Source organism: Ornithinimicrobium sp. CNJ-824, assembly GCF_001942405.1.
GTDB lineage: Bacteria > Actinomycetota > Actinomycetes > Actinomycetales > Dermatophilaceae > Ornithinicoccus > Ornithinicoccus kibberensis.
Window position 1 is genome coordinate 1 of the sequence record NZ_MKKA01000002.1, and the last position, 26,923, is coordinate 26,923.

At 73.8% G+C, this 26,923-nt stretch carries 20 protein-coding genes, 3 tRNA genes and 3 pseudogenes; 15 read left to right on the forward strand and 11 right to left on the reverse strand.

What is annotated here, in order from left to right:
* Positions 1-227: 227 nt before the first annotated feature.
* Together pabB and BJF81_RS00525 are read right to left on the reverse strand one after the other, a co-directional pair.
* Complete coding sequence (gene pabB, locus BJF81_RS00520) at positions 228-2,339, reverse strand: aminodeoxychorismate synthase component I (protein ID WP_202817388.1); 2,112 nt, start codon at positions 2,337-2,339, stop codon at positions 228-230.
* A gap of 9 nt (positions 2,340-2,348) precedes the next feature.
* Positions 2,349-3,323, reverse strand: coding sequence for a pirin family protein (locus BJF81_RS00525; RefSeq protein ID WP_075956717.1), 975 nt, complete (start codon positions 3,321-3,323; stop codon positions 2,349-2,351).
* Positions 3,324-3,426: 103 nt separating this feature from the next.
* On the opposite strand from BJF81_RS00525, the gene BJF81_RS00530 reads away from it, so the two are divergent.
* Positions 3,427-4,872, forward strand: coding sequence for an NAD(P)/FAD-dependent oxidoreductase (locus BJF81_RS00530; RefSeq protein ID WP_083663879.1), 1,446 nt, complete (start codon positions 3,427-3,429; stop codon positions 4,870-4,872).
* Position 4,873: 1 nt separating this feature from the next.
* Here BJF81_RS00530 and BJF81_RS00535 read toward each other — a convergent pair whose 3' ends face one another.
* On the reverse strand, positions 4,874-5,329 hold the full coding sequence (locus BJF81_RS00535; protein ID WP_075956718.1) for a GNAT family N-acetyltransferase: 456 nt from the start codon (positions 5,327-5,329) through the stop codon (positions 4,874-4,876).
* Between the two features lie 53 nt (positions 5,330-5,382).
* Between BJF81_RS00535 and BJF81_RS00540 the strand changes: the two genes are divergently transcribed.
* The 9 genes from BJF81_RS00540 to BJF81_RS00580 all read left to right on the forward strand — a co-directional run bounded on the left by BJF81_RS00540 (position 5,383) and on the right by BJF81_RS00580 (position 12,141).
* Entirely contained in the window at positions 5,383-6,438 is a 1,056-nt protein-coding gene (locus BJF81_RS00540; RefSeq protein WP_143780595.1) for a PHP domain-containing protein, read from the forward strand.
* 37 nt (positions 6,439-6,475) lie between these two features.
* Positions 6,476-7,171, forward strand: coding sequence for an NAD(P)H-binding protein (locus BJF81_RS00545; protein WP_075956720.1), 696 nt, complete (start codon positions 6,476-6,478; stop codon positions 7,169-7,171).
* Between the two features lie 111 nt (positions 7,172-7,282).
* A tRNA-Glu gene (locus BJF81_RS00550) sits at positions 7,283-7,355 on the forward strand.
* 22 nt (positions 7,356-7,377) lie between these two features.
* Positions 7,378-7,451 (forward strand) — tRNA-Asp (locus BJF81_RS00555).
* Between the two features lie 59 nt (positions 7,452-7,510).
* A tRNA-Phe gene (locus BJF81_RS00560) sits at positions 7,511-7,584 on the forward strand.
* A gap of 204 nt (positions 7,585-7,788) precedes the next feature.
* Positions 7,789-8,877: an iron ABC transporter substrate-binding protein gene (locus tag BJF81_RS00565; protein WP_075956721.1), complete on the forward strand. Its 1,089-nt coding sequence runs from the start codon at positions 7,789-7,791 to the stop codon at positions 8,875-8,877.
* A gap of 38 nt (positions 8,878-8,915) precedes the next feature.
* The gene (locus tag BJF81_RS00570; RefSeq protein WP_075956722.1) at positions 8,916-10,493 is read left to right on the forward strand and encodes an ABC transporter permease; all 1,578 of its coding nucleotides are present in this window, start codon (positions 8,916-8,918) and stop codon (positions 10,491-10,493) included.
* Positions 10,490-11,602 (forward strand): ABC transporter ATP-binding protein, encoded by a 1,113-nt coding sequence (locus BJF81_RS00575; protein ID WP_202817389.1) that lies wholly within the window; start codon positions 10,490-10,492, stop codon positions 11,600-11,602. Before BJF81_RS00570 ends, BJF81_RS00575 begins: the two co-directional genes overlap by 4 nt.
* The gene (locus BJF81_RS00580) at positions 11,599-12,141 is read left to right on the forward strand and encodes a DUF4442 domain-containing protein (protein ID WP_237769939.1); all 543 of its coding nucleotides are present in this window, start codon (positions 11,599-11,601) and stop codon (positions 12,139-12,141) included. The genes BJF81_RS00575 and BJF81_RS00580 overlap by 4 nt, the downstream gene beginning before the upstream one ends.
* Here BJF81_RS00580 and BJF81_RS20155 read toward each other — a convergent pair.
* From BJF81_RS20155 to BJF81_RS00590, 3 genes and pseudogenes are all read right to left on the reverse strand, one after another.
* Entirely contained in the window at positions 12,138-12,833 is a 696-nt protein-coding gene (locus BJF81_RS20155) for a carboxylate-amine ligase (protein WP_083663880.1), read from the reverse strand. The two genes, BJF81_RS00580 and BJF81_RS20155, sit on opposite strands and share 4 nt — an antisense overlap.
* 29 nt (positions 12,834-12,862) lie before the next feature.
* Positions 12,863-13,321: pseudogene (locus tag BJF81_RS20160) on the reverse strand (carboxylate-amine ligase); the annotation flags it as partial.
* A complete protein-coding gene (locus tag BJF81_RS00590; RefSeq protein WP_075956792.1) occupies positions 13,233-15,140 on the reverse strand; it encodes a chorismate-binding protein in 1,908 nt (635 codons plus the stop codon). The pseudogene BJF81_RS20160 and the gene BJF81_RS00590, both read right to left, overlap by 89 nt.
* A 184-nt stretch (positions 15,141-15,324) precedes the next feature.
* Between BJF81_RS00590 and BJF81_RS00595 the strand changes: the two genes are divergently transcribed.
* Positions 15,325-16,290, forward strand: a complete 966-nt coding sequence (locus BJF81_RS00595; RefSeq protein WP_075956723.1) for a ScyD/ScyE family protein — start codon at positions 15,325-15,327, stop codon at positions 16,288-16,290.
* Positions 16,266-16,430 carry a hypothetical protein gene (locus tag BJF81_RS17850; protein WP_158068588.1) on the forward strand — a complete coding sequence of 55 codons (165 nt, stop codon included), beginning with the start codon at positions 16,266-16,268 and terminating at the stop codon, positions 16,428-16,430. Before BJF81_RS00595 ends, BJF81_RS17850 begins: the two co-directional genes overlap by 25 nt.
* Positions 16,431-16,440: 10 nt before the next feature.
* Here BJF81_RS17850 and ilvD read toward each other — a convergent pair.
* The 4 genes and pseudogenes from ilvD to BJF81_RS00615 all read right to left on the reverse strand — a co-directional run bounded on the left by ilvD (position 16,441) and on the right by BJF81_RS00615 (position 21,546).
* Positions 16,441-18,068, reverse strand: a pseudogene (gene ilvD / locus BJF81_RS00600) (dihydroxy-acid dehydratase).
* 91 nt (positions 18,069-18,159) lie between these two features.
* A complete protein-coding gene (gene ilvC / locus BJF81_RS00605; protein ID WP_075956724.1) occupies positions 18,160-19,191 on the reverse strand; it encodes a ketol-acid reductoisomerase in 1,032 nt (343 codons plus the stop codon).
* Between the two features lie 79 nt (positions 19,192-19,270).
* Positions 19,271-19,723 carry an acetolactate synthase small subunit gene (gene ilvN, locus BJF81_RS00610; protein ID WP_075956725.1) on the reverse strand — a complete coding sequence of 151 codons (453 nt, stop codon included), beginning with the start codon at positions 19,721-19,723 and terminating at the stop codon, positions 19,271-19,273.
* Positions 19,723-21,546: an acetolactate synthase large subunit gene (locus BJF81_RS00615; protein ID WP_083663882.1), complete on the reverse strand. Its 1,824-nt coding sequence runs from the start codon at positions 21,544-21,546 to the stop codon at positions 19,723-19,725. The genes ilvN and BJF81_RS00615 overlap by 1 nt, the downstream gene beginning before the upstream one ends.
* A gap of 324 nt (positions 21,547-21,870) precedes the next feature.
* Here BJF81_RS00615 and BJF81_RS00620 point away from each other — a divergent pair, with 324 nt between their 5' ends.
* The 3 genes and pseudogenes from BJF81_RS00620 to murJ all read left to right on the forward strand — a co-directional run bounded on the left by BJF81_RS00620 (position 21,871) and on the right by murJ (position 25,688).
* Positions 21,871-22,686 (forward strand): PadR family transcriptional regulator, encoded by an 816-nt coding sequence (locus BJF81_RS00620; protein ID WP_075956726.1) that lies wholly within the window; start codon positions 21,871-21,873, stop codon positions 22,684-22,686.
* Positions 22,687-22,740: 54 nt separating this feature from the next.
* A pseudogene (gene lpdA / locus BJF81_RS00625) lies at positions 22,741-24,133 on the forward strand (dihydrolipoyl dehydrogenase).
* 160 nt (positions 24,134-24,293) lie between these two features.
* Entirely contained in the window at positions 24,294-25,688 is a 1,395-nt protein-coding gene (gene murJ, locus BJF81_RS00630; RefSeq protein ID WP_237769940.1) for a murein biosynthesis integral membrane protein MurJ, read from the forward strand.
* Positions 25,689-25,709: 21 nt separating this feature from the next.
* On the opposite strand, the gene BJF81_RS00635 is transcribed toward murJ, so the two are convergent.
* Positions 25,710-26,915 carry a hypothetical protein gene (locus BJF81_RS00635; protein WP_075956727.1) on the reverse strand — a complete coding sequence of 402 codons (1,206 nt, stop codon included), beginning with the start codon at positions 26,913-26,915 and terminating at the stop codon, positions 25,710-25,712.
* Positions 26,916-26,923: the final 8 nt, after the last annotated feature.

Below are 26,923 nucleotides of genomic sequence, written 5' to 3' on the forward strand. Positions count from 1 at the left end.
ACCCCCGCCACGCCGACCCACCACCACAGTCCTACCAGGACCCACCACCGCTCCTGGACACCTTCCACGGCCGACCACCCACCACCGCACCACCACCCCCCACCCACCCCACCGACGACAGCGACCACGACCAGGCCGACGACCAGGACGACCCCCTCCCACGCAGCGCCTGAGGGTCCGGCTCCCCGCGGTCTCGTGCCCCCGGGGGCCGGCAGGTCCAGCCCTCCTCAGGAGGAGAGGGAGGAGGACGACGCGTCGCCGGTTCGCGCCAGGGCCAGCGCCGCCAGGACTGACCTTGCCTTGGTCACCGTCTCCTCCAGCTCCTCCTGCGGGTCGGACAGGGCCGTGATCGCCCCGCCGACGCCGAAGGTCACGTCGCCGTCGTGCCAGGTGGCCGTCCGGATGACGATCGAGGTGTCCATGGAGCCGTCGAGGCCGATCCAGCCGACCGCGCCCGAGTACACCCCCCGGGCGGCCCCCTCCAGCCGGTCGATGATCTCCATCGTGCGCACCTTGGGCGCCCCGGTCATCGAGCCGCCGGGGAAGCAGGCACGCAGCACGTCCGTCGGCCCCATCCCGTCGACCAGCCGTCCCCGCACGGTCGAGACGAGCTGGTGCACCGTCGCATAGCTCTCCACGGTGAAGATCTCCGGCGCGTGCACGCTCCCCGGACGGCAGACCCGGTGCAGGTCGTTGCGCAGCAGGTCCACGATCATGAGGTTCTCCGCACGGTCCTTCTCCGCCGTCACGAGGTCTGCGGCCAGCGCCGCGTCCTCGACCGGGTCGGCCGCGCGCGGGCGGGTCCCCTTGATCGGCCGGGCCTCGACGCCTCCGTCGGCGTCCACGGAGACGAACCGCTCCGGGGAGCATCCGAGCACGCTCACGTGCGGCGAGCGCAGCCACACGCCGTGGGGCACCGGGCTGACGCTCCTCATCGCGCGGTACAGCTCGGCCTCGCCCACCCCAGCGTCCGGCGCCGACCAGGTCGTCGTCAGGCAGATCTCGTAGGACTCCCCCCGCGCGATCTCCTCCTGGCAGCGACGGATCAGGTCCAGGTATGCCGCCGCGTCCTCCCGGGGTGCGGCCGGCACCGTCCCCGTCCCTGGAGCGGCCTCCCCCGGGCCTCCCGGTCCTCGTCGCACGTCGGAACCAGGGCCCGCCACCGGCCGGGACCGCTCCACCACCCGTCGCACCTGCCCCACCCAGTCCCGCTGCTGCCGCGCCGGCGACCCCGACCCGTGAGCATCGTCCTCGAGCCACACCGCCCACACGTCGCCCGACGCGTGGTCGAGCACGACCCCCCGGTCGGCGAACAGCAGCCAGGCGTCCGGCCACGGCGACCGGTGCGCGGACGCACCACCGGTCTCCGCCTTGAGCTCGTAGCCCAGGTAGCCGACGTAGCCCGGCCGCCACCCGAAGGGCACGTCCGGCACGGGCCCGACCAGCTCCCACCGGGAGAGCTCGGTGTCGACCCGGTCCAGGAGGAGCTCCCCCTCCCCCACCCGGTGGACCAGCTCGTGCGCCAACGGCCCCTCGCCGTCGACGACGACCGACCATCCGCTGCCGTCCGAGGCGTCCAGCCAGACCGACGTCGGCGCCTCTCCGACGAGCCCTTCCCGGAGGCGCCAGGGGTCCACCGGGCCGGGCACGCGGCATACCTCGACCCGCACGCGCCGCCCCCCGCCCGGGTCGGGGTGCGGCGCCAGCGCGTCCCCCACGGCCACGGTGCCGGCGTCCTGCCCGGCGGGCCCGAGCGGAACGCCCGCCAGCCGCAGGAAGTTGGCCAGGATCAGCCCGCCGTGCTCGGACAGGACCGACTCGGGGTGGAACTGCACGCCCCACTGCGGGGCGGAGGGGTCGGCGAGCGCCATGACCGACCCGTCGTCCAGGGCCCGCGCGGTGACCCGCAGGCCGGAGGACACGGGCTCGGCCACGTCGAGGGAGTGGTAGCGCACCACCCGCACAGGGTCGGGCACGCCCGCGAACAGCCCCGTCCCGTCGTGGGTGACCTCGCTGACGATGCCGTGCCGCGGCACCGCCATCTGCCGCACGACGTCCCCTGCGCGGTGCGCCATCCCCTGGTGGCCCAGGCACACGCCCAGCACGGGCACCTCCCGCTGCCGCAGCGCCAGGTCCGACAGGCCCATGTCGGTCGCGACCTGGGGCCGCCCCGGCCCGGGACCCACGACGACCGCCGCGAAGTCCCCCAGGTCCTCGGCCGTGGCCGGGTGGTCGTGGCCCCACACCACGGGCGGCCGCCCGAGCACCCGGTGGAGCAGGTCGGCGACGTTGTAGGTGAAGCTGTCGACGTTGTCGACGAGCAGGACGGGCCGGTCCACGCGCCCGGCTCAGCCCCGCGGTCGGAGCCGGACGTGGGGCAGCGCCGGCGCGGGCAGGGAGTCCCCCGGGTAGTCGACCGCGCCGAACCTGCCGTCCTCGGCATGGCCGAGCTCGGCCTGCCACTGCTCGCGCGCCTCGACGACGTCGTCGTGGTTGCGGCCGACGAAGTTCCACCACATGACGATCTCCTCGCCGAACGGCGTGCCGCCCAGCAGCACCACCCGGGCGCCATCGGCCCCGGAGGCCAGCTCGAGGGTGTCCCGGCCGGGGGGCAGGTGGAGCAGGTGCGCGGTCGGCACGTCCTCGCCGGCGACCCGCACCTCGCCGCGGTCCAGCAGCACCCCGTGCTCGAAGGTCGGGTCCAGGTCCAGCACCAGGGACGCGTGCGGGTGCAGCACGATCTCGGCCCCCAGCAGCGGGGAGTATGTCGTCACGGGGCTGACCGCCCGCGTGCCCGCCAGGCCCAGCTTCCCGAGGAAGACGCTGGCCACCGCCCCGTCCACCTCGACCGGCCCGGGGACGTGGTGGACGAAGGACGCCTCGACGTCGGCGTGCTCGGCCGGCAGCGCGGTCCACAGCTGCACGCCGTGCAGCACCGTCGTCGAGGACGTCGACACCTCGCTGTGGCACACCCCGTGGCCGGCGGTCATGAGGTTCAGCTCCCCCGGGACCACCATCGCGTGGACGCCGGTGCTGTCCCGGTGCTCGATCTCGCCCTGGAACAGCCAGGACACCGTCTGCAGTGCGGTGTGCGGGTGGGGCGGCACGACCATGCCGCCCGTGTCGGCGACGTCGTCCGGCCCGTAGTGGTCCACGAAGCACCACGCCCCCACCATCGTGCGTCCGCGGGCGGGCAGGGTGCGCCGCACCCGCATCGCCCGGGGACCGCCGAGCGGCACCTCCCGGGGCGGGACCAGCTCGGCCCGGTCGTGCGCCTCCTCGCCGCAGACCCGCTCCGGAGGGTCCTTCTCCAGGGTGCTCATCCCCCCAGTGTGGCAGGGGGCCGCCACCCACGTGACCCACGTCATCCCGTCGTAGGTGGCCGCCGGAGGGAAGAATCCGGGTCGCCAGGGCGCTGTCCACCCCATGACTGCGCCCACGCCCACGCCCGCCTCGACCCACCGCGTCGTCGTCGTCGGCTCCGGCTTCGGCGGCCTGTTCGCCACCAAGGCCCTCGACGAACCGGAGGTGGCCGTGACGATGGTCGCCCGCACCAGCCACCACCTCTTCCAGCCGCTGCTCTACCAGGTGGCCACCGGGATCCTGTCCGAGGGCGTGATCGCGCCCACGACCCGGGACGTGCTCGCCAGCCAGGACAACGTGCAGGTCATGCTGGGCGACGTCACCGGCATCGACCTCGAGGCACGCACCGTGACCGCCGGCACCGTGGGCCAGGAGACCGTCTACCCCTACGACAGCCTCATCGTCGCCGCCGGGGCCAACCAGTCGTGGTTCGGCAACGACAGCTTCGCCGAGTTCGCCCCCGGCATGAAGACCATCGACGACGCCCTGGAGCTGCGCGGCCGCATCTACGGCGCGTTCGAGATGGCCGAGGTGGCCGCCGCCGCCGGCCGGCACGACGCGGTCCGCCGGCTGCTGACCTTCGTCGTCGTCGGCGCCGGGCCGACGGGCGTGGAGATGGCCGGCCAGCTGGCCGAGCTCTCCCGCCGGACCCTGACCAAGGAGTTCCGCCACATCGAGCCCGGCTCGGCCCGGATCATCCTGCTCGACGCGGCGGACGCGGTCCTCAGCAGCTTCGGCCCGGGGCTGGCCACCCGCACCAAGCGGGACCTGGAGAAGGTCGGCATCGAGGTCCGGCTCAACACCATGGTGGTGGACGTCGACGCCGGCGGGCTGGAGGTGCGCACCCCGGACGGCTCGACCGAGCGGATCGAGGCGACCACCAAGGTCTGGGCCGCCGGCGTGCAGGCCAACCCGTTGACGAGGACGCTGGCCGAGCAGTCCGGCGCCGAGCTCGACCGGGCCGGGCGCATCGCCGTCAACCCCGACCTCACCCTCCCGGGCCACCCCGAGGTCTACGCGGTCGGCGACATGGTGGCCCTCGAGGACGTCCCCGGCGTGGCCCAGGGCGCGATCCAGATGGGCCGGCACGCGGCCGACCAGGTCCTGCGCCGCCTGCGCGGGGAGGAGACGGGCCAGCCGTTCGAGTACTTCGACAAGGGCTCGATGGCCACGATCTCCCGCTTCCGCGCGGTGATGAAGCGCGGCCGGATCGAGCTGACCGGCGTGCCCGCGTGGGTGGCCTGGCTGGCGGTGCACCTCTTCTACATCATCGGCTTCAAGTCCCAGGTCACCACGCTCATGCACTGGGCCGTGAGCTTCGTCGGCCGGGACCGCTCCGAGCGCACCGTCACCGAGCAGCAGGTGCTGGCCCGGCTGGCGATGGAGTACCTCGGCGAGGACTTCCTGCGCACGTCCCTGCGCAAGGAGCCGGTGGAGCGCCGGACGCTGACCCGCCACCCGTCCGACGAGACGTCCGTCGACGAGGAGCCGGGCGGGCAGAGCTCCTAGGTCAGCCCTGCCCCGCCCCGCCCGGCCGCAGGACCATGGGCAGGTGCGGGATCCCGTCCTCGACGAAGTCGGGGCCGGACCGCACGAACCCGAACCGGGCGTACCACCCCTCCAGGTAGGTCTGCGCGTCGAGGACCACCTGGGCCTGCCCGGACCGGCGCAGCGCCGCCCGGACGAGCGCGTCGGCATACCCCTGCCCCCGGTGTCCCCGCACGGTGGCGACGCGCCCGATCCGGCGGGTGCCGCCCTCGTCGGTGAGCAGCCGCAGGGTCGCCACCGGGGTGCCCCCGACCTCCACCCACAGGTGCTCGGTCGTGGCGTCCGCGTCACGGCCGTCCAGCTCGGGGTAGGCGCACTCCTGCTCGACGACGAAGACGTCCACCCGCAGACGGAGCAGGTCGTGCAGGGTGGTCGGGTCGAGGTCGCGCAGGCGGGCGGCGCGCACGTCGGGAGCCATGCAGGGAGGGTATGCCGTCGCGCCAGGGGCGGGCGCGGCCTACCGTGGCTGCCATGCCGATCGAGCCCGTCGACGCCCTGCGCCGGATCGCCTACCTGCTGGAGCGGCACCGCGAGTCCACCTACCGGGTCGAGGCCTACCGAACTGCGGCCGCGGCGATCCTGCCGCTCGGCGAGGACGAGGTGCGCCGCCGGGTCCGGGAGGGCACGCTCCGCGAGCTGCCCGGGGTCGGGGCCTCCACGTCGGCCGTGGTCGAGCAGGCCGTCACCGGGGCGGTGCCCGACAAGCTCGCCGAGCTGGAGCGCACGCACGGCGGCCCGCTGGTCGAGGGCGGCGAGGCGCTGCGGGCCCGGCTGCGGGGCGACCTGCACACGCACTCGTCGTGGTCCGACGGCGGCTCCCCGGTCGAGGAGATGGTGGCCTCGGCGATGGAGGCGGGGCACGAGTATCTCGCGCTGACCGACCACTCCCCCCGGCTGACGGTGGCCAACGGCCTGTCCGCGGCCCGCCTGCGGCGCCAGCTCGAGGTCGTCGACGCGGTCAACGCGCACACGGGCGCCTCGTTCACCCTCCTCAAGGGCATCGAGGTGGACATCCTCGACGACGGGGAGCTCGACCAGGACCGCGACCTGCTGGCCCGGCTCGACGTCCGGGTCGCCTCCGTGCACTCCAAGCTGCGGATGGAGCGGGCGGCGATGACCCGCCGGATGGTCGCCGCCGTCCGTGACCCGCTGACGAGCGTGCTCGGGCACTGCACCGGGCGGCGGGTGATGCCGCGGGCCGGCGACCGGGGCGGGGAGGGGCGCAGCGGCGGGCGCACCCGGCCGCCGAGCGAGTTCGACGCCGAGGCCGTGTTCACCGCGTGCGTCGAGTCCGGGACCGCGGTGGAGATCAACTCCCGGCCCGAACGGAAGGACCCGCCCGACGAGCTGATCACGCTGGCGCTGGAGCTGGGCTGCCTGTTCGCGGTCAGCACCGACGCGCACGCCCCCGGCCAGCTCGACTTCCTGGCCTACGGGTGCGAACGGGCGCAGCGCCTGGGCGTGCCGGTCGAGCGCGTGGTCAACACCTGGCCGGTGGACCGTCTGGTGGACTGGGCCCGCCCCTGACGGAATGCCGCCCCGGGGTCCGCCTGTTGGCCCTGACATGCGTATCGCACTCGTCGGAGCCCATGGCCACATCGCCCGCCTCGCCGGACCCCTGCTCCAGCAGGCCGGCCACACCGTCAGCGGGATCGTCCGCAACCCCGACCACGAGACCGACGTCCGCGAGGCCGGCATGGAGCCGGTCGTCGCCGACGTGGAGCAGCTCGACGTCGGCGGTCTCACCCGCCTCCTCGACGGGCACGACCTCGTCGTCTGGTCCGCCGGGGCCGGCGGCGGCAACCCCGAGCGCACGCTGGCCGTCGACCGGGACGCGGCGATCCGCTCGATGGACGCCGCCCAGGCGGCCGGCGTCGAGCGCTACGTCATGGTGTCCTACGCCGGTTCCCGCCCCGACCACGGTGTGCCGCAGGACAACCCGTTCGCCACCTACGCCGACGCCAAGGCGGCCGCCGACATGCACCTGCGCGAGAGCTCCCTGGGATGGACGATCCTCGGCCCGAGCCGCCTGACCGACGACCCCGGCACGGGGGCGGTCGAGCTCGTCACGGCCGACGGCTCCGGGCGGCCCGCCGAGGGGTTCGAGGGTGGCGAGGTGCCCCGGGCCGACGTGGCCGCCGTCCTCGCCGCGGTCGTCGAGCGGCCCCGGCTGGCGGGCACCACGCTGGTGTTCAACGGTGGCGACGTCCCCGTGGACGCGGCCCTGGACACGGTCCTCGACGGCCGGCCGGACGCCTGACGGGACCCTGGCCGCACCGCATTTTGGCGTCCGGCCCGGCATCCCGTATGCTCTCTCACTGTCCTCAACGGAACCGAGCAGGGCTTCTGAGCGAGGGACCGGGCAGGACGGGTCCCCATCGTCTAGTGGCCTAGGACCCCGCCCTTTCACGGCGGTAACACGGGTTCGAATCCCGTTGGGGATGCACAGGTCTCGTCCTGTTACGAGGCCCCGTGGCGCAGTTGGTTAGCGCGCCGCCCTGTCACGGCGGAGGTCGCGGGTTCGAGTCCCGTCGGGGTCGCAGAGAGTGCGGCGTGGCTCCTGGTCCAAGGACCGGGGGTCACGCCGGTGCACTACTCGGGCCAGGTAGCTCAGTTGGTACGAGCGTCCGACTGAAAATCGGAAGGTCGGCGGTTCGACCCCGCCCCTGGCCACGGCGACAAGCCGCGGGGCGCCCCTGAGACCCCCGCGGCTTTCGCGCGTCCGGGGCCGGTGACGACGCCCCGGCATGGTGAGATTTAGCGCACGTGGGCCTTCCCCAATTGCATCCCCGCCCGCCCCTGTGGTGAAGTAAGGGTTGCCTTGCCTCAACGATGTTGCGCAAGCAGACCCTGTCGCATCACACCTCGGGAGACCCGATGACCCTCCGCGCACCGCGCACCGTCGCCACCCTCGCCGCCCTCGCCGCGCTCGGCCTCACCGCCTGCGGCTCCGACGCCGAGGAGCCCGCCGGGTCCGACGGCACCGACGGCACGACCGAGGACGCCGCCGCGAGCGCCCCCGCCGAGGGTGACGGGACGGTCACCCTCTACAGCGGCCGCAACGAGGACCTGGTCCAGCCCGTCCTCGACGCCTTCACGGACGAGACCGGGATCGAGGTCGAGGTCCGCTACGCCGACACCGCCGCGATGGCCGCCCAGATCCTGGAGGAGGGCGACAACTCCCCGGCCGAGGCCTTCCTCGCCCAGGACGCCGGCGCCCTGGGGGCCGTCGCCAAGGAGGGGCGTCTGCTCGAGCTGCCGCAGGAGACCCTCGACCTGGTGCCGGAGACCTACCGCTCCCAGGACGGCGACTGGGTCGGCCTCACCGGCCGGGCCCGGGTGCTGGTCTACAACAAGGACGCCGTCGCCGAGGACGAGCTGCCCAGCTCGGTGCAGGAGCTGACCGAGGACGAGTGGGCCGGCCGCGTGGGCATCGCCCCGACCAACGCCAGCTTCCAGTCCTTCGTCACCGCGATGCGGGTCCAGGAGGGCGACGACACCGCCCGGCAGTGGCTCACCGACATGGCCGCCAACGACCCGCAGGTCCGGGAGAAGAACGGCATCATCGTCGCCGACGTCGACTCCGGCGCGATCGACACCGGCCTGGTCAACCACTACTACCTCTACGAGCTCGCCGAGGAGCAGGGCGTGCCGGCCGAGGAGCTCTCCGCCGCGCTGCACTTCTTCCCCGACGGCGACACCGGTGCCCTCGTCAACATCTCCGGCATCGGCCTGGTCGACGAGCAGCCGGACGGCGAGGCCCAGGCGCTCGTGGACTACCTGCTCTCCGAGGCGGGGCAGACCTACTTCGTGGAGAACACCCACGAGTACCCCATGGTCGAGGGCGTCGAGCCCGACGCCTCGCTGCCCCCGCTGGACAGCCTGGACGTGCCGGACATCGACCTCAACGACCTCGACGACCTCCAGACGACGATCGAGATGATCTCCGAGGCAGGCTTGCTCTGACCCGACGACCGCACCCAGCGCTCACCGCCGGGGCCCTCGTGGCCACGGCGGTGGCGCTCATCCCCCTGGGCTACCTGCTGCTGCGGACGGCCCAGGGGGGCCCGTCGTCCTGGTGGGACACGGTCGTCACCCCCCGCACCGCCACGTTGGCGAGCACCTCCCTGCTGCTCGCCGCCGTGGTCACCCTCGCCTGCCTGGCCATCGGGGTGGCCGGTGCGTGGCTGGTCACCCGCTCCGACGTCCCCGGCCGACGGCTCCTCGCCGTCCTGCTGGCCCTGCCCCTCGCGGTGCCCAGCTACGTCGCGGCCTTCACCTGGGTCTCGGTGGCCGACCTGTGGTCCGCCGACCCCGGCACCCGGTTCGAGGGATTCACCGCCGCCGCCGTGGTGCTGACCCTCTACACCTACCCCTACGTCTACCTGCCCGTCGCCGCGGCGCTCGTGCGCGTGGACCCCGGCCAGGAGGAGGTCGCCCGGTCGCTGGGCCGCGGCCCCTGGAGCACCCTGACCACGGTCACCCTGCCGCAGGTGCGCCCCGCGATCGCCGGCGGCGCACTGCTGGCCTCCCTCTACGTGCTGGCCGACTTCGGGGCCGTGTCCATCCTGCGGGTGGACACCTTCACCCGGGCGATCTTCACCGCGTTCAACGCCGGCTTCAACCGGACGATGGCGCTGACCCTCGCCACCCTCCTCGTGCTCATCACCCTGGTCATCCTGTGGGGCGAGGGCCGCACCCGCCGGGCGGGGGCGCGGTTCTCCTCCCCGCGGGTCGTGCGCCCGGCCCGCGCCCTCCACCTGGGGGTATGGCGCTGGCCCGCCCTGGCAGGTCTGGTCGCCGTGGTCCTCGCCGCCCTGGGCGTGCCCGCCCTGTCCCTGGTCCGGTGGATCGGCGACGGGACCTCGGGCTCGCAGGCGTGGGAGCGGCTCGGGGAGGCCGCGGTCGGGTCCTTGACCGCCGCCGGGGCCGGGGCGCTGCTGACCATGGCCCTGGCCCTGCCCGTGGGCATCCTCGCCGCCCGGCACCCGGGGCGCCTGTCCGCGGCCCTGGAGCGGGCGGCATACCTGGCCCACTCCCTGCCGGGCGTCGTCGTCGGCCTGTCGCTGGTGTTCTTCGGCGTCACCGTGGCGCTGCCGTTCTACCAGACGACCTGGCTGCTGGCACTGGCCTACGCCACCCTCTTCCTGCCGCTGGGCGTCAGCGCCGTCGCCTCGGCCGCGGGCCAGGCGCCGCCCTCGCTGGAGGAGGCCGCCCAGGCGCTGGGCACCAGCCCGGCGGCGGTGTTCCGCCGGGTCACCCTGCCGCTGACCCTGCCGGGGATCGGCGCGGGCGCGGCGCTGGTGTTCCTCACCGCGATGAAGGAGCTGCCGGCGACCCTGCTGCTGCGACCCACCGGCACCGAGACCCTGGCGACCAGGCTGTGGAGCGCCACGGCGATCGGCCGCTACGCCGAGGCCGCCCCCTACGCCCTCGTCCTCGTGGCGCTGGCGGCGATCCCGACCTGGCTGATCACCCGGCGCAGCGGCATCCTGCCGGCGGCCGCGGCCGACGGGCCGGCCGTCGAGGTGGCCGAGCTCGAGGAGCCCGAGGTCGATCTCGTGAGAGACATGCAACCATGAACCTGACCATGACGACGTCCACCACCCGCACCCCGACGCAGGCCCGCGCGGCCGCGCACGCCGTCGAGATCGTGGGCGTGAGCAAGCGGTTCGGCGACGTCACGGCCCTGGACGAGGTCTCCCTGCAGCTGGACTCCGGCGAGTTCCTCGCCGTCCTCGGCCCGTCGGGCTGCGGCAAGACGACGCTGCTGCGCTGCATGGCCGGCTTCGAGCGGATCGACAGCGGGCGGATCGCCCTCGACGGCCGGGCGGTCGCCCTGCCGGGGATCCACCTGCCTCCCCACCGTCGCCAGGTCGCCGTCGTCCCCCAGGAGGGGGCGCTCTTCCCGCACCTGTCGGTGGCCGAGAACGTCGGCTTCGGCCTGTCCCGCCGCGACCGCAACCGGTCCGCCCGGATCGCCGAGTGCCTCGAGCTGGTCGGCCTCGGCGGGCTGGGGGCCCGCATGCCGCACGAGCTCTCGGGCGGTCAGCAGCAGCGCGTCGCCCTGGCCCGGGCCCTGGCGCCGCGGCCGCCGCTCGTGCTGCTCGACGAGCCGTTCAGCGCCCTCGACGCCTCGCTGCGGGTCGACCTGCGCCGCGACGTGCGCCGCGCCCTGCACGAGGACGGCGCCACCGCCATCCTCGTGACCCACGACCAGGCCGAGGCGCTGTCCATGGCCGACCGGGTCGCGGTCATGCGCGACGGCCGGGTCCGTCAGGTCGGCACGCCGGAGGAGGTCTACGGCACCCCGGTCGACGCCTGGGTCGCCTCCTTCGTCGGTGAGGCCGACCTGGTCGACCTCGTCGACGAGACCGCCACCGAGGTCCGCACCCCGCTGGGCCGGGTCGAGGTGCTGCCCGGCGTGCCCGGGGCCACCCGGGTCGTGGTCCGTCCCGAGCAGGTCCAGCTGGCCCCCGCCGACGACCCCGCCCGACCGGCGCCGGAGGGGTCCGTCCGCGCCCGGGTCACGACGGTCGACTTCCACGGGCACGACGCCCTCGTGACCCTCGAGCTCGCCGGCGGGCTCACCGCCCAGGCGCGCACCGGGGCCTTCCCCCCGGCCGTGGGGGACACCGTCGACGCCTGGGTGGAGGGGCCCTGCCGGGCGGTGCCCGGGGCGGAGACGTGAGCGGCCCGGCCGCCCCACGGGCCGCCCCACGGGCCGCCCCACGGGCTGGCTCGCGGTCCGCCCAGCGGGTCGGCCCGGTCAAGGCGCTGGCCCGGGACCCCCGGGTGCTGCGCGTCGGGATGAACGCCTGGCCGCCCTTCCTCTTCTCCGGGATCCACGTGCAGCACATCGCCGAGGACTTTCGCGAGGTCGCCGTCCGGCTGCGGCACACGCCGCTGACCAGCAACTACGTCGGCACCCAGTTCGGCGGGTCCATCTTCGCGATGTGCGATCCATTCTGGATGCTCATGGTCATGCGCAACCTCGGCCGGGGCTACGTCGTGTGGGACCGGGCGGCCGAGGTCGAGTTCCTCGCCCCGGGCCGTGGGCCGGTGGGCACCACCTTCCACCTGACGCAGGAGGTGCTCGACGAGCTGCAGGTGCGGGCGGACGACGGCGACCGGGTGCTGCGCTGGTTCGACAACGACGTCGTCGCGGACGACGGGACCCTCGTCGCGCGGGTCCGCAAGCAGGTCTACGTCCGGCGCGCCAGGGGCTAGGCCCCCTCGACCGTGAGCCGGGCCACGTCGGCCACGACGGCGGCCAGGTGCCCGGTCCGGCGCAGGACCTCCCGCTGCCGCGTGGCCTCGCCCCCCTGCCGGAGGACCCGGCCCATCCCCTCCTCCACCAGGGCCAGGTCCCCGGTCTCCACCAGCGCGGGACGCACGAAGGTGACCAGGTCGCCCATCACCCGGCCCGCCGGCGCGAGCCGGCCGGTGGCCGGGTGCACCAGGTGGCCGGTGAGCCCGGCCCGCGAGGCCTGCCAGGTCGCGGCCCGCAGGGTCGTCGTCCCGGCCAGCGGACGGTCCCGCACCGCGGCACCGTCCACGGTGCTCCCGTGCGCGGCCACGGTCTCCACGAGGGCCCGGACCAGGACGGCGAGCAGCACGGTCACCCGCACGTCCGGGCAGACGTCGGCGACGCGGACCTCCACCGTCGACTGGTGGTGGGACAGCCGGGCGTCCAGGTAGAGACTGCCCCGGTCGAGGATCACCCCGGTGTCCAGCAGTCCGTCGACGAGGGCCCGGTAGCCCTCGGCCGTGCCGACGATCGGCGGCGGCCCCCCGGAGGGCCAGCGGGCCATGAGCTGCCAGCGGTAGCTGGCGTAGCCGGTCTCCTCCCCGCCGGCGAACGGCGACCCGGCGGACAGGGCCAGCAGGGCCGGCAGCCACTCCCGGACCCCGTCGAGCACGACCGCCCCCTCGTCCTCGTCGGCACCTCGACGTGGACGTGGCAGGCGCAGGTCAGGTGCTGACGGGCCAGGGCGCCGTAGGCCTCGAGGATCCGCCCGTAGCGCTCGACCGGCCGGACGACCCCGCGCGTCGGCAGGGGTGAGGTGCTCAGCCCGGCAGGGACCGCCCCCCGGTCGCCCGCCCGGGCGGCGACCTCCGCCCGGGAGCCGAGCAGGTCGGCGAGCAGGTCCTCGGCACCCTCCTGGGGCCGGGTCCGCGTCTCGACCATCTGCTCGAGGAACTCCCCGGTGATCTGGTCGTCGCTCTCCCGCAGGATCTCCCCGGCGACGGGCACGAGCTTCCCGGTGCGCACGTCGACCAGGAGCAGCTCCTCCTCCACGCCGACGGTCCGCATCCGCCTAGTCTCCCCCCGCAGGCGCCCCCACCGCGTGCCGAAGCAGCCCGTGCAGGGTGACCAGCCCGTCGCGGGAGAGCACCGACTCGGCATGGCCCTGGATCGTGGCGACCCCCCGGCCGCGCAGCGCCACGACGCCCTTGCCGTCCTCGTGCAGGGCCGTCTCCAGCTCCCGCCCGGCCAGCACCGGAGCCGCTGCCGAGGGTCGGGCGACGAAGGTGTTGTAGAAGCCGATCAGCCGCCGCCGCCCCCACAGGTCGACGGGCAGCTGCACCCCCTGGTTGGGCCGGTCCAGCGCCGAGATCTCCAGGCCGGCCAGGTCGCACAGCACCTGGTGGGACAGGCACACGGCCAGCAGCGGCCGGTCGGCCTCGAGCCGGGCCAGGGCCAACGCGCGCAGGCGGGCGATGCGCGGGTCGCGCCGCCGCGTGGGGTCGCCCGGCCCGGGACCGAGCAGCAGCAGGTCCACCTCCGGGTCCAGCACGTCCGCCACCTGCACGTCCTCCCACCGTCGGACGGTGGCGACCATCCCGACGTGGCGGACCATGTGGGCCAGCATCTGGGTCCAGGTGTCCTCGGCGTCGACGACGAGCACCCGCCGGCCCGCGAGGTCGGGGTCCGGGCGCACCTCCTGCGGCGAGAGCCAGAACGGCGAGAGGGTCTCGTTGCGCGCGGCCAGGGCCTCGGCGACGCCGGGCAGGGAGGCGAGCTGCACGGCATACCCCTCGCCCCGGCGCTCCCGCAGCCCGAGCGCGGCGAGCATGCCGCGCGCCTTGGCGCTGGTCTCCTCGACCTCTGAGCGCGGGTCGGAGTGCCGCACGAGGGTGGCGCCGGCGCTGACGGTGATCGCACCCTCGTCGTCGACGTGGGCGGTGCGGATGAGGATCGGGGCGTCCAGCCGCTCCCCGCCCTCCTCGTCGAGGTCCACGAGGGCCAGCACCCCGGAGTAGTAGCCGCGGCCGCCGGGCTCGTGCCGGCGGATCACGCTGCAGGCGTTCTCCATCGGCGAGCCGGTCACCGTCGGCGCGAACATGGTGGCGCGCAGCACGTCCCGCACGTCGGCCTCGCTGGACCCGTCGAGGAGGTACTCGGTGTGCGTCAGGTGGGCCATCTGCTTGAGCAGCGGGCCGGTGATCCGGCCGCCGTCGGAGCAGATCTGGGCCATCATCTTCATCTCCTCGTCGACCACCATGAAGAGCTCCTCGGTCTCCTTGGTGTCCTGGACGAAGTCGGTGAAGGCGGCCGTCACCACGCTGCCGTCGGGGTCGGCGCCGCGCGGGTGGCGGAAGGTGCCCGAGATGGGGTTCATCCACACCCGGCCGTCCTTGACGCTGACGTGCCGCTCGGGGGTGGCGCCGACGAGGGTGTGGCCGGGGGTGTGCACCGCGAACGTCCAGTAGGCGCCCCGCTCGTCGGTCAGCAGCGTCCGCAGCCAGGTCAGCGCCGCCAGCGCGGGGTCGGTCCCGGTGCGGCACAGCACGTCCCGGCGGATGACGAAGTTGGCGCCCTCGCCGGTGCCGATCTCCTCGGTGATGACCCGCTCGACGATCCGGGCGTAGTCGTCGTCGGAGACGCTGAAGCGCTCGTCGGTCACCTCGACGGGGACCGTGGGCAGCGCGGCGACGAGCTCGTCCACGGGCAGGTGCTGGTATGCCGTGGGGCCGGCCGGGCGCAGCACGCGCAGCGGGGTGCCGTCGTCGTGGGCGGCGAAGCCGCGCTCGGTGATCTGCCGGTAGGGCACGAGCGCAAGCACGGGCTCGCCCTCACGCGGCCGGGGCAGGTCGGCCAGACGGGAGAGGTCGACGACGTCGCCGACGATCACCTCGGCCCCCTGCTGGCCCTCGCGCCGCAGGACCGCCCAGGACTGGCCGGCGGGGTCGGCGAGGATCTGGTCGAGGACACGTGCGGGCATGGGGCACAGTCTCGCACCCGGCGGGGCCGTCCCCGGGTGCCCGCCCTCACTCCCCAGGATGACGACACGAGGTCGGGCCGCGCCTAGGGTGAGGGCTCCGGGACGGGTCCACGCACGGTCCTGGTCGGTGGCGGTGCGGGGGGTCACGGCACCACCGAGGACCCAGGTCTGCAGGGAGATCGCCATGTCCCGTCCGTCCATCACCACCCTCGTGTGCTGCGGCACGCTGGCGACGGCCCTGGTCGCCGCCCCCGCCCACGCCGGCCCCGGGGCCGAGCCGGAGACCGTCGCCGAGGGCCTCGCGGGGCCGCTCACGCTGGCCGTCCACGACAACTCGCCCGGGGTCTACGTCACGCAGACCTTCGCCGGGCTGCTGACGTCGATCGACCGGAAGGGACGGACCGACCTGGTCGCCGACGACAACCCGGCCGGCGAGGTCGTGGGCGTGAGCCTCGGGGGCGGGAGCGTCTACTACGTCGGGACCGACTACGCCGGCTGGTCGAGCCACGTCTACCGCATCGGTCCGCGCGGTGACGTGACCCGGGTCAGCGACGACCTCTTCGCCCACGAGGCGATGCACAACCCCGACGGTGGGGCGACCTACGGCTTCACCGACCTCGACGCCGGCTGCGCCGAGGAGCTGGCGGCCTTAGAGTCCGAGAACCCAGGCCTGCCGATGCTGTTCGGGTACTCCGGGATCATCGAGTCGCACGGCTACCAGACCTCGGTCCGCCAGGGCGACGTCTACGTCGCGGACGCTGCCGCGAACGCCGTCCTGCGGGTGGACGGCCGAACGGGTGCCATCAGCACCGTCGCGGTGATCCCGTCCACGCCGGTCACCGTCGACGCCGGGATCCACGCCATGATCGAGGGGATGGCTGAGATGGACCTGCCGGACTGTCTGGTCGACCAGCGCTTCACCCCTGAACCCGTCCCCACCGACGTCGAGGTCGGCGAGGACGGCATGCTCTACGTCTCCACGTTGCAGGGCTGGCTGGGCGAGAGCACGCCACTCAGCTCGGTCTACCGGGTCGACCGTCCTCGGGCGCGACCTCCTGGGTCGCCGGTGGCCTGCACGGCGCCACCGGGCTGGCCCTGCGGGACCAGGACATCGTGGTCGCCGAGATGTTCGGCGGACAGGTGTCGATGATCCCCGGCGGCAGCGCGAGCGCGCAGGCGCTCTTCGCCGCGCACAGCCCGGCGGACGTCGAGGTGCACGGCTCCATGCTCTACGCGACGACCGGGACCTTCGCCGAGTCGGGGTCGGTGGTGCGCCTGCGCCTGCCGTGAGCCGGTGCGGTCAGTGGGTGACCGCCCCCTGGGAGGCGGACCCGACGAGCTGGACGTACTTGGCCAGCACGCCGCGGCGGGCCCGCTCGGGCGGCTCCGGCGGGGTCCAGGCCGCCCGGCGCCGCTCCAGCTCGGCCGCTCGACCTCCAGGTCGAGCCGGCCCTGCGCCACGTCGAGGACGATCGGGTCGCCGTCCTGCACCAGCGCGACCGGGCCGCCGTCGGTGGCCTCCGGGGCGATGTGGCCCACGCACAGGCCGGTCGTGCCGCCGGAGAAGCGGCCGTCGGTGACGAGCAGGACGTCCTTGCCGAGCCCGGCGCCCTTGATGGCCCCGGTGATCGCGAGCATCTCGCGCATCCCCGGACCGCCCTTGGGCCCCTCGTAGCGGATGACCACGACGTCGCCGGCCGAGATGGTGCCGGCCTCGAGGGCGTCCATCGCGGCCCGTTCCCCGTCGAAGACGCGGGCGGTGCCGCGGAAGACGTCGGAGTCGAAGCCGGCCGACTTCACGACCGCTCCTCCGGGGGCCAGCGACCCCTGCAGGATCGTCAGCCCGCCGGTGGCGTGGATCGGGTTGTCCATCGTCCGCAGGACCGTCCCGTCCAGCGGCGGGGCGCCGAGCTCGCGCAGGTTCTCGGCCACGGTCCTCCCGGTCACCGTCATCGCGTCGCCGTGCAGCAGGCCCGCGTCGAGCAGGGCCTGCATGACGACCGGGATGCCGCCGATCCGGTCGATGTCGACCATGACGTGCTGGCCGAACGGCTTGACGTCCGCCAGGTGCGGGACCTTGGCCCCGATCCGGCGGAAGTCGTCCAGGGTGAGCGGCACCTCGGCCTCGCTGGCGATGGCCAGCAGGTGCAGCACCGCGTTCGTCGAGCCGCCGAAGGCCATCGTCACCGCGATCGCGTTCTCGAACGCCTCCCGGGTGAGGATCTGCCGCGCCGTCAGCCCGGTGCGCAGCATGTTCACCACGGCCTCCCCGGACCGGCGGGCGAACCCGTCCCGGCGCCGGTCCGTGGCCGGCGGCGCCGCCGACCCGGGCAGCGACATGCCGAGGGCCTCCGCGGCCGCCGCCATCGTGTTGGCCGTGTAGAAGCCGCCGCAGGCGCCCTCCCCGGGGCAGATCGCCCGCTCGATGGCGTCGACGTCCTCGCGCGACATCAGCCCGGCGGCGCACGCCCCGACCGCCTCGAAGGCGTCGATGATCGTCACCTCCCGCTCCGAGCCGTCCGAGAGCCGGGCCCGCCCGGGCAGGATCGACCCGGCGTAGACGAACACCGAGGCCAGGTCGAGACGCGCGGCGGCCATGAGCATCCCCGGCAGGGACTTGTCGCAGCCGGCGAGCAGGACCGACCCGTCGAGCCGCTCGGCCGACATCACCGTCTCGACCGAGTCGGCGATGATCTCCCGGGACACGAGGGAGTAGTGCATCCCCTCGTGCCCCATCGAGATGCCGTCGGAGACCGAGATCGTGCCGAACTCCAGCGGGTAGCCGCCGGCGGCGTGCACCCCGTCCTTGACCGCCTTGGCGAGCCGGTCCAGGGACAGGTTGCACGGCGTGATCTCGTTCCAGCTGCTGGCCACGCCGACCTGGGGCTTGACCCAGTCGTCGTCGCCCATGCCGACGGCCCGGAGCATGCCGCGCGCGGCGGTCTTCTCCAGGCCGTCGGTGACGTCCCGGGAGCGGGGCTTGGGGTCGACCCCCGGCGTGCCGGTCGTGCTGGACGGCTCAGTCACGCGCGGCCGACCCCTCGACGTAGTCGCTGTCGTGCGACTTGACCCAGGCCATCATCCCGCGCAGCTCCTTGCCGGTGGCCTCGATCGGGTGCTGGGCGCCCTTCTCGCGCAGCGCCTTGAACTCCGGCGCGCCGGCGTCCTGGTCCTTGATGAACCGGTCCGCGAACGACCCGTTGCGGATGTCCTCGAGGACGGCCTTCATGTTCTCCTTCACGCGGCTGTCGATGACGCGCGGCCCGGAGACGTAGTCGCCGTACTCCGCGGTGTCCGAGATCGACCAGCGCTGCTTGGCGATGCCGCCCTCGTACATGAGGTCGACGATGAGCTTGAGCTCGTGCAGGCACTCGAAGTAGGCCACCTCCGGCTGGTAGCCGGCCTCGGTGAGCGTCTCGAAGCCGTACATCACCAGCTGGCTCATCCCGCCGCAGAGCACCGACTGCTCGCCGAAGAGGTCGGTCTCGGTCTCCTCGGTGAAGGTCGTCTCGATGCCGCCGGCACGCAGGCCGCCGATCGCCGAGGCGTAGGACAGCGCCAGCGCCTTGGCGCCGCCGGTCGCGTCCTGCTCCACCGCCACGAGCACCGGCACGCCGCGCCCGTCGACGTACTCCCGGCGGACCAGGTGCCCCGGGCCCTTCGGCGCCACCATGCACACGTCCACGCCGGCCGGGGGCTTGATGTAGCCGAACCGGATGTTGAAGCCGTGGCTGAAGAACAACGCCTTGCCGTCGGACAGGTGCGGCTCGACCGCCTCGGCGTAGAGGTGGCGCTGCACGTGGTCGGGGACGAGCACCATGATGACGTCGGCCTCGGCGCAGGCCTCCGCCGGCGTCATCACCGACAGGCCCTCGGCCTGCGCCTTGGCCCGGCTCGAGCTGCCCTCGGCGAGCCCGACCCGGACGTCGACGCCGGAGTCCCGCAGCGACAGCGCGTGCGCGTGCCCCTGGCTGCCGTAGCCGAGCACGGCGACCTTCCGGCCCTGGATGATGGACAGGTCGGCGTCGTCGTCGTAGTACATGGTGGCCATCGGCGTGTTCTCTCCTGTGGTGGTGGGGGGTGGTGCTGCGGGGTGCGGGGTCTGGCTGAGGGTATGCGGCGGGGTCGGCTCAGAAGGCGGCGGCCGCCATCGCGCCGACCGGGCGCGGACCGTTGTCGTTGATCTCCCACAGCTGGGTGCGGATGGCGTCGGCGTCGTCCAGCTCCTGGATGTGGATGACCTCGACCAGCTTGTCGAGCTGGCTGGTGACCTTGTGCAGCTGCTCGGCGTTGACGTTGACCACGATGGTCATCCGGGAGACCTTGTTGTCCTCGGTCGGGCCGACGACCAGGTGGTCGATGTTGAAGTTGCGACGGGCGAACAGGACCGAGACCCGGGCGAGGACGCCGGGGTTGTTCTCGACCAGGACGGACAGGGCGTGGCGGTTGCGGTCGGGTCGCATGGGAGTGCCTTTCGTGGTGGTGCCGGAGCGGCGGGGGAGGGTGGAGGTGGGGGGTCGGTGGGCCTCGGGGGCCGTGGGGACGTCGCGGTCGGGGAGCGGGTAGTCGTGGAGCAGGGTCATCACTCGTCCTCGCCGAAGTCGGGGGTCAGGTCGCGGGCGTGCTGGATGGCGTCGTTGCTCGTGCCGGCGGGGACCATCGGCCAGACCATCGAGTCCTTGCTGACCCGGAAGTCGACGACGACCGGCTGGTCGTCGACGGCCATGGCCTGCTCGATCGTGCGGTCGACGTCCTCGCGGGTGTCGCAGCGCAGCCCCACGCAGCCGTAGGCCTGGGCCAGGGTGGTGAAGTCCGGGATCTGCGCCGACGGCAGCTGGGAGGCGCTGAACCGCTCGGAGTAGAACAGCGCCTGCCACTGCTTGACCATCCCCAGGGCCGCGTTGTTGATGATGGCGACCTTGATCGGGATGCCTTCGACCGCGCAGGTGGCCAGCTCCTGGTTGGTCATCTGGAAGCAGCCGTCGCCGTCGATCGCCCACACCGTGCTGCCGGGCATGGCGACCTTGGCGCCCATCGCGGCGGGCACGGCATACCCCATCGTCCCCAGCCCGCCGGAGTTGAGCCAGCGGCGCGGCTGCTCGTAGCCGATGAACTGGCTGGCCCACATCTGGTGCTGCCCGACGCCGGAGGCGAAGATCGCGTCCGGGCCGGCGAGGACGCCGAGCCGCTCGATGACGTACTGGGGCGCCAGGGCGCCGTCGCTGGGCTCGTCGTAGCCCAGCGGGTAGCGGCTCTTCCACCCGCGGCAGCGGGCGTTCCACGCCGCGTAGTCGTAGGTGGCGCCCTCGGCGGTGCGGCGGGTCCACTCGGTGATGAGCAGCTGGATGGTCGAGCGCGCGTCACCCAGCAGGCCGACCTCGGTGGGGAAGTTCTTGCCGATCTCGGCCGGGTCGATGTCGGCGTGCACGATCTTCGCGCCGGGGGCGAAGGAGTCCTTGGCTCCGGTGACCCGGTCGTCGAACCGGGCGCCCAGGCTGACGATGAGGTCGGACTTCTGCAGGGCGGCGACGGCGGAGACCGTCCCGTGCATCCCGGGCATCCCCATGTGCTGGGGGTGGCTGTCGGGGAAGGCGCCGCGGGCCATGAGCGTGGTGACCACCGGCATCCCGGTCAGCTCGGCCAGGGCGCGCACCTGCTCGTGCGCCTCCGCCCGGATGCAGCCGCCGCCGACGTAGAGGACCGGGCGCCGCGCGGTGAGCATCAGCTCGACGGCGTCGCGCACCTCCTGCGGCGCCGGGACCGAGGCGGGCCGGTAGCCGGGCATCGGCAGCTGGCGCAGCTCGTCGGTGGCGTGGGCGGTCAGGGCGTCCTTGGTGATGTCGACCAGGACCGGGCCGGGCCGGCCGCTGGCCGCCAGGTGGAAGGCCGAGGCGATCGTCGCGGCGATCTCGTCGGGCCGGGTGACGAAGAAGGAGTGCTTGGTCACCGGCATCGAGATCGAGCGGATGTCGGCCTCCTGGAAGGCGTCCGAGCCGATCGCGGTGCTGGCGACGTTGCCGGTGATGGCCACGATCGGCACCGAGTCCATGTTGGCGTCGGCCAGCGGGGTGACCAGGTTGGTCGCCCCCGGCCCGCTCGTGGCCAGGCACACGCCCACCTTCCCGGTCGCGGCTGCATACCCTTGCGCGGCGTGGCCGGCGCCCTGCTCGTGGCGGACGAGGATGTGCCGGATGCCCTCGGCCTCGTAGAGGGCGTCGTAGAGGGGCAGCACCGCCCCGCCGGGAAGTCCGAAGATGTGCTCCACCCCGACCCGCCGGAGGGTGTCGACGAGCTGCTCCGCGCCGGTGCGGGGGGTGCCGTCCGCCGACCGCCCGCCGGTGCTGCCGGGGGCGGTCACGGTCGCGCCGTCGGTGATGCTGTCGCTGCTCACGGGGGTGGCGGTCATCGTCCTGTGTCCTGACTACGAGGGGTGCTGGGGAGGGTCGGAGGGTGGTCGGGCAACAAAAACCCCTCGGCCCGGAGGGCTGACGAGGGGAGGACGCGGCGCGGTCTGGGTTCAGGCCGTGGCGCGTCCCTGGCTAATAAGTACGAGAGCGAAGTGCTGCATGGGCGCAACTCTGACCCATCGCTGCCCCGACGTCAACCCTCTGGATGGATATGTGACCGAGCGCACAGGTATGCAGTCGCGCTGTCGTCGGCGCGGGCGACCGGTTCCCGTCGCTATCGATATGACGTTGACATGTCGACACCGCGGGTCGACGATGGAGGCATGACACCGCGACGTGGGGGCTTCGACCCCGAGCAGTTCTTCGGCCCCGAGGGCCCGTTCGGTCCGCGGGGACCGATGGGCCCGGGGGGCATCTTCGGTCCGCAGGGACCGTTCGGCACGGGCGGCTGGCCCGGCGTGGACCTGGGCGGCACCGGGTTCGGCGACCGGCACCAGCACCGCCGCGGCGGCCAGCAGGGCCGCGGGCGTCGGGCCCGCCGGGGCGACGTGCGCAACGCCGTCCTGCACCTGCTCGCCGGCGGCCCGATGAACGGCTACCAGCTCATGCAGGAGATCTCCGAGCGGACGTTCGGCGAGTGGCAGCCCAGCTCGGGGGCGATCTACCCGGCGCTGGCGCAGCTGGAGGACGAGGGACTCATCGAGCAGGTCGAGCACGACGGCCGCAAGGCCTACACCCTCACCGACGCCGGGAGGCAGGCCGCCGAGGACGGGCCCGACCCCGGCTTCGCCGCCGGGCACGAACCGGCCGACCCGTGGGCGGGCAGCGGTCACGGGGAGGGCGCCCGGACCGGGGGTCGTCGCGGCGGTCGGCGGGAGGCGGGCCGGGGCAGCGGCACCCGGCTGTGGAAGGCCGTCGGCGGGCTGGCCGTGGCCGCGCAGGCCGTGGGCCAGTCGGGCGACGACGGGCTGACCGAGCGAGCGGCCGGGCAGCTGGACCGGACCCGGCGCGAGCTCTACCGGATGCTGGCCGAGGCCGAGGTCGCCCGTGAGGACGACCTCGACGACGACGCCGACGACTGGTCGGGCGGCGTCGACGAGGAGACCGATCACGTGGACGGCGAGATCATCGAGGACTGAGCCTGCGGGGGCGCCCCTCGCGCGGCCGGCCGGCGGGAACGGCATACTGACCCCATGGCCGATCACTTTGACGTTGTTGTCCTGGGCGCGGTCCCGGTGGGTATGTCGCGGCGATCCGCGCGAGCCAGCTGGGCAAGAAGGTGGCCGTCGTCGAGAAGAAGTACTGGGGCGGGGTCTGCCTCAACGTCGGGTGCATCCCGTCCAAGGCGCTGCTGAAGAACGCCGAGCTGGCCCACACGCTGCAGCACGACAAGAAGAAGTACGGCATCGAGGGCGACGCCACGATGTCCTACGGCCCGACCTTCAAGCGCAGCCGGCAGGTCTCGGCGGGCATCGTCAAGGGTGTCCACTTCCTCATGAAGAAGAACAAGATCACCGAGATCGACGGCTGGGGCACGCTCACCGGCCCCAAGAGCATGGACGTCGCGCTCAACGACGGGCAGACCCAGCAGCTGGAGTTCGACGACCTCATCATCGCCACCGGCTCGGTCACCCGGATGCTGCCGGGCGTCGAGGTGAGCAAGAACGTCGTCACCTACGAGGAGCAGATCCTCGACGAGGAGCTGCCCGGCTCGATCATCATCGCCGGCTCCGGCGCCATCGGCGTGGAGTTCGCCTACGTCATGAAGAACTTCGGGGTCGACGTCACGATCGTGGAGTTCCTGGACCGGATGGTCCCGGCCGAGGACGCCGACATCTCCAAGGAGCTGGCCAAGCACTACAAGAAGCTGGGCGTCAAGGTCCTCACCGGGACCAAGGTCGAGGCGGTCGAGGACACCGGCTCCGGCGTGAAGGTGAAGGTGAGCAAGGACGGCAAGGAGGAGACGCTCGAGGCGGACCGGCTCCTGTCGGCCATCGGCTTCGCTCCCCGCACCGAGGGCTTCGGCCTGGAGTCCACCGGCGTCGAGCTGACCGACCGCGGCGCCATCGCGATCGACGACTACATGCGCACCAACGTCGACGGCGTCTACGCCATCGGCGACGTCACCGCCAAGCTCATGCTGGCGCACGTGGCCGAGGCGATGGGCATCGTCGCCGCCGAGGTCATCGCCGGTGCCGAGACCATGCCGCTGGACTACCGGATGATCCCCCGCGCCACCTACTGCCACCCGCAGGTCGCCTCGATGGGCCTGACCGAGCAGCAGGCCAAGGACGCCGGGCACGAGGTGCGGACCGCGAGCTTCCCGTTCACCGCCAACGGCAAGGCGATGGGCCTGGGCGACGCGGTCGGCTTCGTCAAGGTCGTCGCCGACGCGAGCACAACGAGATCCTCGGCACGCACATGATCGGCCCGGACGTCACCGAGCTGCTCCCGGCCGTCAACGTCGCGCAGACGTGGGACCTGACCGCCGACGAGGTCTCCCGCGTCGTCTTCGCGCACCCGACCCTGGGTGAGGCCGTCAAGGAGGCCATGCACGGCATCGCCGGCCACATGATCAACTTCTGACGCGGGCGGGAGGGCCGGTCGGGATGGCCGCACGCTCCGGCGTGGGGCGTGCCGCCCTGCTCGTCGCCGTCCTGACCGCCGTCTCGACGTCCTGGGTCTGGTCCGGGACGCCGTCCTCGCCGCCGTCTACGGGGCGGGCCCGCAGCTGGACGCCTGGTTCGTGGCCCTCGGCCTGTCCAGCATCCTGCTCGGTGTCCTCGGCACCTCCCTGACCCGGGCGGTCACCCCCGTCGTGGCCCGGGAGGTGGACGCCGAGGGGGACGAGTGCCGGGGCCATCCCGGCTGGTGGACGGCCACGGTGGTGGGCACCGTCGGGCTGGGCGTCGTCGGGGTCGTCCTCGGTCTGGCGGCGGCCCCGATCTCGGTGGTCCTGGCCCCCGGACTGGCCCGGACCGACGACGGCACGCTCGTCCTGCTGGTCCGGGTCGTGCTGCTCGCGACCGTGCTCATCGCCGCGACCGACCTGCTCGCGGGCCTGGCCCACGGGCACGGGGTCTTCCGCTGGGTGGCCCTGCAGGGCATCCCGTTCAACCTCGTGATGATCGCCGCCGCCGGGCTGCTGGGCCCCCGCTACGGCGTCGCGGCGCTGGCCTGGGGGTTCGTCGTCGGGTCGCTGCTGCGCATGCTGCTGCAGCTGTGGCCCGCCTGGCGGCAACGGTGGCGGCTGGCCACGCGGATCGACCTGCGGTCCCCCGGCTGGCGCGAGATCGCCGCCATGGTGCCCGCCCTGATGCTCGGCCAGGCCGTGGTCAACGTCAGCACGATCGTCGACCGGGCCGTGGCCTCGACCGTGCAGGAGGGCGCGGTCTCGGCGATCTTCCTCGGCTGGCGGCTGACGAACCTGCCGGAGACGCTCGTCGTCGCCGCCCTCATGGCCCCCCTCTACCCGGCGATGGGCGCGGCCGCGGGCCGACCCCGCGAGCTGCGCGCCCTCCTCCACCGGGGCACCGGCGTGACGCTGACCATCCTCGTTCCGGTGGTCGCCGCCCTCGCGGTGGTCCCGGACCGGGTCGTCGCGCTGGCCTTCGGCCGGGGCTCCTTCGACGAGGAGGCCGTGGCCATGACCGCCACGGCGGTGGTGTGGTTCCTGCCCGCGCTGCTGGCCGTCGGCTGGCGCCACGTCGTGGTCAGCGCCTCCTACGCGGTCGGCGACACCCGGGGGCCGGTGGCGATCGGCGTCGTGGCCATGGTGGTCAACGTCGTCGGCGACCTCGCGCTGGCCCCCGTCCTCGGCGTGCGGGGCATCGTCCTGGCCACCTCGGTCTCGATGCTGCTCGCGGCCGTCCTCACCAGCTGGTACGTCGCCGACCGCCACCGGCTGCTCGACGTGGCCCGGGCCCGCGGCCAGGTGGTGCGGGCCCTCGTCACCGGCCTGGCCGCGGGGCTGGCCGCCGCGGCCGCGGCGGAGGTGCTCACGGGGTCGCCGGACCTGCTCGTCGTCCCGGTCGTCGGACTCGCCGCCCTCGGCGGCCAGCAGGCCGTCCTGCACCTCGCCCGCTTCCCCGAGCGGCGGGTGGCCGGCGAGGTCGCGACCCTGCTCATGCGTCGCCGTTGACGGGACGGGGCCCCTGGGTCCTCAGGACGCGAGCGCGTCGACCTCGACCACGTCGGCGGGCGCCGTCGTCTCCGGGTCCGGGTCGTCGGGCCGGAGCCGCGCGGTCAGCAGGTGGGCGACCGGGCCGGGATCGTCGAGCCGGACCAGGCTGTGCCGGGCCCCGACGGACCAGCGCAGGCTGTCGCCCACGTCCCGGACCAGCCCGCCGCGGCGCTCGGTGCGGGCCCGCCGCAGGTCGCCGACCAGCCACTGGTAGCGGACCCCCACCCGGCCGTCCGGCAGCGGTGGCACCGGCCGGTCCAGCGCTCCTCGGACCCAGGCGTCCAGCAGCCCGGGGCGGGCCCCCTCCGCGAGCGCCACCGACCCGAACGGGCGACCGTTGAGGTCGATCAGCCGGGGCGTCCCGTCCTTCCCGGTGAGGAACTGCAGCTCCACGAGCCCGACCCAGCCGATCCGGCGCAGCAGCTCCTCGCTGAGCCGGGCGAGCTCGGGGTCCACCGGCACCGTGACCGCGCGGGCCGAGGCACCGTGCGGCGTCGGCCACAGCCGGGGTGCGACCTGCTGCACGCGCCCCAGGAGCCGCCCCTGGTGCATCACCCCGACGAGTGCGCCGAGCCGCCCCCGGACCGGCACCTGCAGGACCGGGTCGTCCCCGTGCGCGCGGATCCGGGCGAGCTGGCCGGCCAGGGCGTCGAGGTCGCCGCACACCTCGGCCTCGACCCGGTGGCGCCGGGTCGTCCCCGGACGCCAGTGGGTGCGTGACTTGACCACCACTGGCAGCGGGACACCGGCCAGGTCGGCGTCCTCCCCCGGCAGCCAGGTGCGGGGCGCGTCCAGCCCGACGGCGTGGGCGTCCTCCGTCAGCCCCCGCTTGTCCAGCGCCCGCTCGACCACCTCGGGAGGAGGTGCGGCGACCGGGACGGGCAGCCGGTCGGCCACGTGGGACAGGGCCGCCATCCAGTCGTCGCCGGCCCCGACGACGAGGTCGTAGCCCCCGGCCTCCACCACCGCGGTCACCACCCGGACGAACTCCTCCAGCGTCCCCCGGACACGGGGGACGACGTGCGTGGCCGACACCGCCCGGGAGGCCCCCACAAATCCCCCCGAGGCCCGGGGGGTGCCCGCCCCCACGCGCCAGCCGTGGCGACGCAGCGCCCGGGCGACCGTGACCGCCGCCCGGTCCCGCACGTGCGCCAGGACCAGCACTGATCCTGGCGAGGGGGACATGCCGCCCA